At 50.6% G+C, this 7430-nt stretch carries 8 protein-coding genes; 6 read left to right on the forward strand and 2 right to left on the reverse strand.

All coding sequences use genetic code 11. The annotated features are described in order from the left end of the window. Positions 1 to 30: 30 nt before the first annotated feature. The 4 genes from prmA to ACVA53_RS18840 all read left to right on the forward strand — a co-directional run bounded on the left by prmA (position 31) and on the right by ACVA53_RS18840 (position 3083). A complete protein-coding gene (prmA, locus tag ACVA53_RS18825; RefSeq protein WP_255043391.1) occupies positions 31 to 915 on the forward strand; it encodes a 50S ribosomal protein L11 methyltransferase in 885 nt (294 codons plus the stop codon). A 149-nt stretch (positions 916 to 1064) separates the two neighbouring features. Next, positions 1065 to 2030 carry a tRNA dihydrouridine synthase DusB gene (gene dusB / locus ACVA53_RS18830; protein ID WP_255043420.1) on the forward strand — a complete coding sequence of 322 codons (966 nt, stop codon included), beginning with the start codon at positions 1065 to 1067 and terminating at the stop codon, positions 2028 to 2030. 22 nt (positions 2031 to 2052) lie between these two features. Next, entirely contained in the window at positions 2053 to 2349 is a 297-nt protein-coding gene (gene fis / locus ACVA53_RS18835) for a DNA-binding transcriptional regulator Fis (RefSeq protein WP_005372656.1), read from the forward strand. A 206-nt stretch (positions 2350 to 2555) separates the two neighbouring features. Then, positions 2556 to 3083 carry a fasciclin domain-containing protein gene (locus ACVA53_RS18840; protein ID WP_255044497.1) on the forward strand — a complete coding sequence of 176 codons (528 nt, stop codon included), beginning with the start codon at positions 2556 to 2558 and terminating at the stop codon, positions 3081 to 3083. Between the two features lie 61 nt (positions 3084 to 3144). On the opposite strand, the gene ppnP is transcribed toward ACVA53_RS18840, so the two are convergent. Together ppnP and zntR are read right to left on the reverse strand one after the other, a co-directional pair. Then, positions 3145 to 3426 carry a pyrimidine/purine nucleoside phosphorylase gene (ppnP, locus tag ACVA53_RS18845; protein WP_446505922.1) on the reverse strand — a complete coding sequence of 94 codons (282 nt, stop codon included), beginning with the start codon at positions 3424 to 3426 and terminating at the stop codon, positions 3145 to 3147. A 93-nt stretch (positions 3427 to 3519) separates the two neighbouring features. Continuing rightward, on the reverse strand, positions 3520 to 3990 hold the full coding sequence (gene zntR / locus ACVA53_RS18850; protein WP_446505923.1) for a Zn(2+)-responsive transcriptional regulator: 471 nt from the start codon (positions 3988 to 3990) through the stop codon (positions 3520 to 3522). Positions 3991 to 4188: 198 nt separating this feature from the next. Here zntR and purH point away from each other — a divergent pair, with 198 nt between their 5' ends. Then, positions 4189 to 5796 (forward strand): bifunctional phosphoribosylaminoimidazolecarboxamide formyltransferase/IMP cyclohydrolase, encoded by a 1608-nt coding sequence (purH, locus tag ACVA53_RS18855; RefSeq protein WP_255044501.1) that lies wholly within the window; start codon positions 4189 to 4191, stop codon positions 5794 to 5796. Positions 5797 to 6010: 214 nt separating this feature from the next. Beyond that, a complete protein-coding gene (gene purD / locus ACVA53_RS18860; RefSeq protein WP_255044502.1) occupies positions 6011 to 7303 on the forward strand; it encodes a phosphoribosylamine--glycine ligase in 1293 nt (430 codons plus the stop codon). The last annotated feature ends 127 nt before the right edge of the window (positions 7304 to 7430 follow it).

The following is a 7430-nucleotide window of genomic DNA, read 5'->3' on the forward strand; positions in this document are numbered from 1 at the left end:
GAATTTAGCAAACCAAAAAGCGAATTAACCATGCCTTGGATTCAAATCAAACTGAACGCGACGGCTGAGAATGCTGAAGCTATCGGCGATATGCTGATGGAAGAGACGGGCGCAGTCTCGGTTACCTTCCTTGATGCCCAGGACACTCCGGTATTCGAACCCCTGCCAGGTGAAACCCGCCTGTGGGGTGATACGGATGTGATCGGCCTGTACGATGCAGAGACGGACATGAATTTTGTCCTGGAAATGCTAAAAAACAGCCCGCTGATTGCCGATGATTTTGCCCACAAAATCGAGCAGTTAGAAGACAAGGACTGGGAACGTGAATGGATGGATAACTTCCACCCGATGCGCTTTGGCCGCCGACTGTGGATTTGCCCAAGCTGGCGAGAAGTACCAGAGCCAGACGCGGTAAACGTGATGCTGGATCCAGGTCTGGCATTCGGTACCGGTACCCACCCAACCACCTCGCTTTGTCTTGAGTGGCTAGACGGTCAGGATCTGGCTGGCAAAACCATCATCGACTTCGGTTGTGGTTCGGGCATCTTGGCAATTGCCGCCCTGAAACTGGGTGCCAAGAAGGTGATCGGTATTGATATCGACCCACAGGCGATCCAAGCTTCCCGTGACAATGCAGAGCGTAATGGCGTGTCCGAAAACCTTGAACTATATCTGCCGCAAGACCAACCGGAAGGTCTCTTGGCTGATGTCGTGGTTGCCAACATTTTGGCTGGCCCACTGCGCGAGCTATCGCCGGTGATCAAAAGCCTGGTCAAAGACGGTGGCCTGCTGGCAATTTCAGGTGTACTGGAAAGCCAAGCGGAAGACGTCGCGACCTACTACGGCGACGAGCTTACACTTGACCCAATTGCGGCCCGAGAAGAGTGGTGTCGCATCTCTGGGCACAAAGCGTAATCGACTTTTTCCTCTTCTAAACTGCGCCAATTGATTGAAAATCGTACAGTTTTGAAAATCAAAACCTAAATGCTCAATTATTGGCCTTTTCAGATGGGTAAAAAATGCGTAAAATGCGCGCCCTTACTGGCATAGTCAGGAATAGACGTTTGAAGATCGGTCCTTATCAACTTAACAACCAGCTGATAGTCGCCCCAATGGCAGGTGTGACCGATCGGCCATTTCGCGAATTATGCCTGCGCTACGGGGCAGGTATGGCTGTGAGCGAAATGATGTCGTCTAACCCAGACCTGTGGAAAACAGCCAAATCCCAGAACCGCATGGTACATGAAGGCGAGTCAGGGATCCGCTCGGTGCAAATCGCCGGGGCAGATCCTAAACTGATGGCCGAGGCAGCTCAGTTCAGCGTTGAAAACGGTGCGCAAATCATCGATATCAACATGGGCTGTCCAGCCAAGAAGGTCAACAAGCGCCTGGCAGGCTCTGCCCTGCTGCAGTATCCCGAGCTGATCGAAGATATCCTTCGAACAGTGGTTAATGCAGTTGATGTCCCGGTTACGCTGAAAACCCGTACCGGTTGGGATCTTGATAACCGAAACTGTGTCGATATTGCCAAACGTGCCGAACAATGTGGCATTCAGGCCCTGGCCCTACATGGCCGGACCAAAACCTGTATGTACAAAGGCGAGGCAGAATACGATTACATCAAGACAGTGAAAGAAGCGATCTCGATTCCGGTGATTGCGAACGGTGATATCGACTCACCGGAAAAGGCACGCTTTGTACTGGATTACACCGGTGCCGATGGCTTGATGATTGGTCGCCCTGCACAGGGTCGACCGTGGATTTTCCAGGAAATCCACCATTACTTAACAACTGGCGAACACCTGCCGGCTCCATCATTTGATGAAGTTGGTAGCATCATGCTAGGCCACGTTCAGGAACTTCACCGTTTTTACGGCGAGTACCTGGGCTTGCGTATCGCACGCAAGCATGTGGGCTGGTATTTGAAAGAGCATGCCCCAGCAGGTGATTTCCGCCGGACCTTCAACGTACTCGAGGATGCCCAACAGCAACTCGATGCGCTGCAAGGCTACTTCGACAACGTTGCATAAATACGAGAAGAGCTTACAGAATATGTTCGAACAAAATCTGACTTCCGAAGCATTGACAGTAACTACTGTTACTTCACAGGACCAAATCACACAGAAGCCACTTCGTGACTCTGTTAAGGCGTCGCTGAAAAACTACCTGGCTCAACTAAACGGTCAGGAAGTCGATGATCTGTACGAGCTAGTGCTTGCTGAAGTTGAGCAGCCACTACTAGACACTATCATGCAGTACACCCGTGGTAACCAAACCCGCGCGGCAACCATGATGGGTATCAACCGCGGTACTCTTCGTAAGAAGCTGAAAAAATACGGCATGAACTAAGCCATTCTCAGTTAATACTGATTATTGAAAGCCCAAACCAAGCAACTGGTTTGGGCTTTTTCTTTATCAATCACATGGAAAAAGGCATCCACTCGCGCTTAACATTATTTGTCTTCTCAATAATAAGACCTACCACTATATAGGGTGAACCATACTGCTTGTTCGTACGTTAAACGCTTGGATATAACCACAACGAGGCTGCAGCAATGAATCACATACTCCGTACATTTAACCGCTCTTTGGTCGTAATTGCGTTGTTCTTTTCAGGTCTTGCCTTAGCTGGCCACCACGAAAAAAGCGAAATGGAAAAGAATCTTGTCCAGGTCGCCGCCAATAACGATGATTTTCAAACCTTGGTCATGGCAATTAAAGCCGCTGATTTGGTCGAGACACTGGAAGGGAAAGGGCCGTTTACCGTGCTGGCGCCCACAGATGATGCGTTTGCCAAGCTTCCCGAAGGCGCACTTGCCGAACTGCTGAAACCGGAGAACAAAGAAAAATTACAAGCGATACTGACTTACCATGTATTGCCCGGAGCGCTTTCTTCAGAGGAAGTCATGAAACTTAAGCTGCCAGAAACGGTTCAGGGCGGCACGGTTGCCATTGAAACCGATGACGATGGCAAGGTAACCATCAACGGTGCAAACGTCATTTTGGCAGATGTGCCAGCCAGCAATGGGGTGATCCATGTCATCGACACGGTGCTGATCCCAACAGAGAAGGCAGAAGAATAATTAACGGCTAACAATGCCAGCTAAAAAGCACAGCGCTTCACCACTGGTGAAGCGCTGTCAGCTAGAGATAATCACACAGGTAAGCGGTAGGCTCAGACACCTTTACCTCAAACGAGGAATCACCAGGGACTTCAAAGTCGTCACCGGCATAATAGGTTTCCCATTCAATATGGCCAGGCAGCTTGACCGTCAGGGCTCCCTTGACCACGGTCATCTTCTCAGGCGCTGCCGTACCGAAGGTATATTCCCCTGGCGCCATCACGCCCACGCTGGCGCGCTCGCCAGAAGTTTCAAACCCCAGGGACTTAACCTGGCCATCAAAATACTCACTTACTTTCAACATGATTTTCCTTATCAATAACAAGGCGATGTTTCGACGCTACCACAACTTGACGGCCTACCCAATATAATTGATCGATTCACTGTTGATTTAAAACTAGCGGCCAGTGCAAGCATCACGCCCGCTACAGCAGCGCCCTTCACTGGATTGCGCATTTTCAACACCGTCATCGCTCAGCGCTTCAAGGATCGAACAGTGGCTGGCATCATCATCCGCATGACCACAGCAAGCATCATTGATTTTCTGAAGAGCATTACGGATCCTTGCCAACTCAGCCATCTTGCGATCGACGTCATCCAACTTGGCCTGAGTGATTGCTTTTACTTCAGCACAGCTATGTTGGCTGGCTTCCAGCCGGATATCCAGCAGCTCCCTAATTTCATCCAAGCTAAGGCCGATAGCCTTGGCGCGGAGAATAAAATGGATCCGTGACAAATCACCTTCGCTATAAAGCCGGTAACCACTCTTGCTACGGCCGGCAGGTAGCAGCAAGCCATTTTTTTCGTAAAATCGCAACGTGTCGCTGCTGACACCACAATGTTTAGCCAGCTGGCCAATCAAGTACATACCGCCCTACCTTCAGTGATCCACAAACAACGAAAAGCAAACGTTTGCGTAGTGGTGGATTTAATGTAAAATATGCCACGTTGATCACAACAACGACAGCACAGTTTGTATCTTCGATTCTAGCCGAGGGTATTTACCAAAATCCAGCCCACTGGCTTTTGGCAAATAGTCCTCCATGTTTATAAAGAGATGGTAGCAATGGAAAACGCTCGTCCTATCCGCCGTGCGCTAATTAGCGTGTCAGACAAAACTGGTATTGTTGAGTTCGCCCAGGCGCTTGCCGATCGTGGCGTCGACATCCTCTCCACAGGTGGCACTGCCCGCCTTCTTGCCGAGCAGGGTATCAAGGTCACTGAAGTATCCGATCACACAGGCTTCCCTGAAATGATGGACGGTCGCGTTAAGACCCTACACCCAAAAATTCATGGTGGTGTACTGGGTCGTCGCGGCACTGACGATGCTGTGATGAACGACCATGGCATTGCCCCTATCGATATGGTGGTGGTAAACCTATACCCATTCGCAGCAACAGTGGCTAACCCAGACTGCACATTGGAAGATGCTGTTGAGAACATCGATATCGGTGGCCCGACAATGGTCCGTTCTGCAGCGAAGAACCACAAAGACGTGACCATTATCGTTAATGCCCACGACTACGACCGCGTGCTGACCGAAATGGCGACCAACGACGGTTCACTGAGCCATGCCACCCGTTTCGATCTGGCTATCGCAGCCTTCGAACACACTGCTGCCTACGACGGCATGATCGCCAACTACTTCGGTACTATGGTGCCATCTTACGGCGACAATAAAGAAGGCGATGAGCCTTCTCCTGAAAACAAGAGCAAATTCCCACGCACCTTCAACCAGCAGTTCGAGAAGAAGCAGGACATGCGCTACGGTGAAAACAGCCACCAAGCCGCCGCTTTCTACGTTGAAGCTACCCCTGAAGAAGCGTCAGTTTCTACGGCTCGCCAAATCCAAGGCAAAGCCCTGTCTTACAACAACATCGCAGATACAGACGCAGCACTTGAGTGTGTGAAAGAGTTCGACCAGCCAGCGTGTGTGATCGTTAAACATGCTAACCCATGTGGTGTTGCACTAGGTGCAGACATCCTAGAGGCCTACGACCGCGCTTTCAAAACAGACCCAACATCGGCCTTCGGTGGCATCATCGCATTCAACCGCGAACTAGACGCAGCAACAGCAACAGCGATTACTGAACGTCAATTCGTTGAAGTTATCATTGCACCGTCTGTTTCTGCTGAAGCGGTAGAAATTGTTGCGGCTAAGAAAAACCTTCGCCTGCTGGAATGTGGCGAGTGGAGCAGCAAGACTACGGGTTTTGACGTTAAGCGTGTTAACGGCGGCCTGCTGGTTCAAGACCGCGACCAAGGCATGGTTTCTGCTGATGACCTGAAAGTCGTTTCTAAGCGCCAACCAACAGAAGAAGAACTGAAAGATGCACTGTTCTGCTGGAAAGTCGCTAAGTACGTAAAATCAAATGCGATTGTTTACTCGAAAGGTGACATGACTATCGGCGTGGGCGCCGGCCAGATGAGCCGCGTTTACTCAGCGAAAATCGCCGGCATTAAAGCCGCTGACGAAGGCCTTCAGGTTGAAGGTTGTGTCATGGCATCGGATGCCTTCTTCCCGTTCCGCGATGGCATTGATGCTGCCGCTGAAGCCGGCATTAAATGTGTTATCCAGCCAGGCGGCTCGATGCGCGACCAGGAAGTGATTGACGCTGCCGACGAGCACGGCATGGCGATGATCTTTACTGGCATGCGCCACTTCCGCCACTAATCACATAAGCCTAGGGGCAACTCTAGGCTTAATCATATTTAGATTTAGCCTTTATTCATCACACTATATGACTAGAGGCTTTAATAATTTTAATGCAAAGCTATTTTTCAGAGGTCAAGGAAAGCACGCCCTATTTTATAGGAGCTCATATAGGTATAAATGAGCATGCTTGACACAGAGACCTGAAAAATGGCGCAGCAATAAGGGATTAAAGATGAATGTATTGATTATTGGTGCCGGCGGCCGTGAACACGCACTGGGCTGGAAAGCGGCACAAAACCCAAACGTTGAAACCGTTTTCGTCGCTCCGGGTAACGCCGGTACCGCACTTGAGCCTAAACTTGAGAACGTAAACATCGGCGTTGAAGACATCGCTGGCTTAGTGGCGTTTGCTCAAGAGAAAAAAATCGAGCTAACCATCGTTGGCCCTGAAGCACCATTGGTTATTGGTGTGGTTGACGCATTCCGCGAAGTGGGTCTTCCTATCTTTGGTCCAACTCAAGCAGCGGCACAGCTTGAAGGCTCTAAAGCATTCACTAAAGACTTCTTGGCTCGTCACCAGATCCCAACAGGCTCTTACGCTAACTTCACTGACATCGAGCCAGCACTGGCTTACGTACGTGAACAAGGCGCGCCAATTGTCGTTAAGGCTGACGGCCTAGCTGCCGGTAAAGGCGTTATTGTTGCGATGACCCTTGAAGAAGCCGAAGACGCCATCAAAGACATGCTAGCGGGTAACGCATTTGGCGAAGCCGGCAGCCGCGTGGTTATTGAAGAGTTCCTTGAAGGCGAAGAAGCAAGCTTCATCGTGATGGTTGACGGTTCTAGCGTGCTGCCTATGGCCACCAGCCAAGACCACAAACGTGTTGGCGACAAAGACACTGGCCCTAATACCGGTGGTATGGGAGCTTACTCACCAGCCCCTGTGGTTACCCCTGAGATCCACAACCGTATCCTTGAAGAAGTGATTTACCCAACGGTACGTGGTATGGATGCCGAAGGCGCACCGTACACAGGTTTCCTTTACGCTGGCCTAATGATCGATGCAGACGGTACGCCGAAGGTTATCGAATACAACTGCCGTTTTGGCGATCCAGAAACGCAACCTATCATGATGCGTATGGAATCGGATCTTGTTGAGCTTTGCCTGATGGCTATCGACGAGAAGCTAGATGAAGCAGAATCTAAGTGGGATCCGCGCGCTTCTATCGGTGTTGTTCTAGCCGCTGGCGGGTACCCTGCTGACTACGCAAAAGGTGATGTTATTTCGCTACCAACGAGCGAAGTTGAGGGTCAGAAGATCTTCCACGCTGGGACGGCAAATAACGAAGCCGGCGATGTGGTCACTAACGGTGGCCGTGTTCTTTGTGCAACAGCACTTGGCAATACAGTTTCTGAAGCTCAGGAGCGTGCTTACGCACTGACGAAACAAGTTAGCTGGAACGGTATGTTCCACCGCAATGACATCGGCTACCGTGCCATTGAGCGCGAGCAGCAAGACGCCTAATTCACAGCAGCGCCACCAGTGCACCATCAAAAAACGCGCCCAAGGGCGCGTCAGATTGCTGACGAACCCCACTTTTTAAGTGGGGTTCTTTTTTAGAGAGCGGCCGTAGGCCGCGATCGCGATTTTT

The organism is Photobacterium sp. DNB23_23_1, assembly GCF_052873815.1.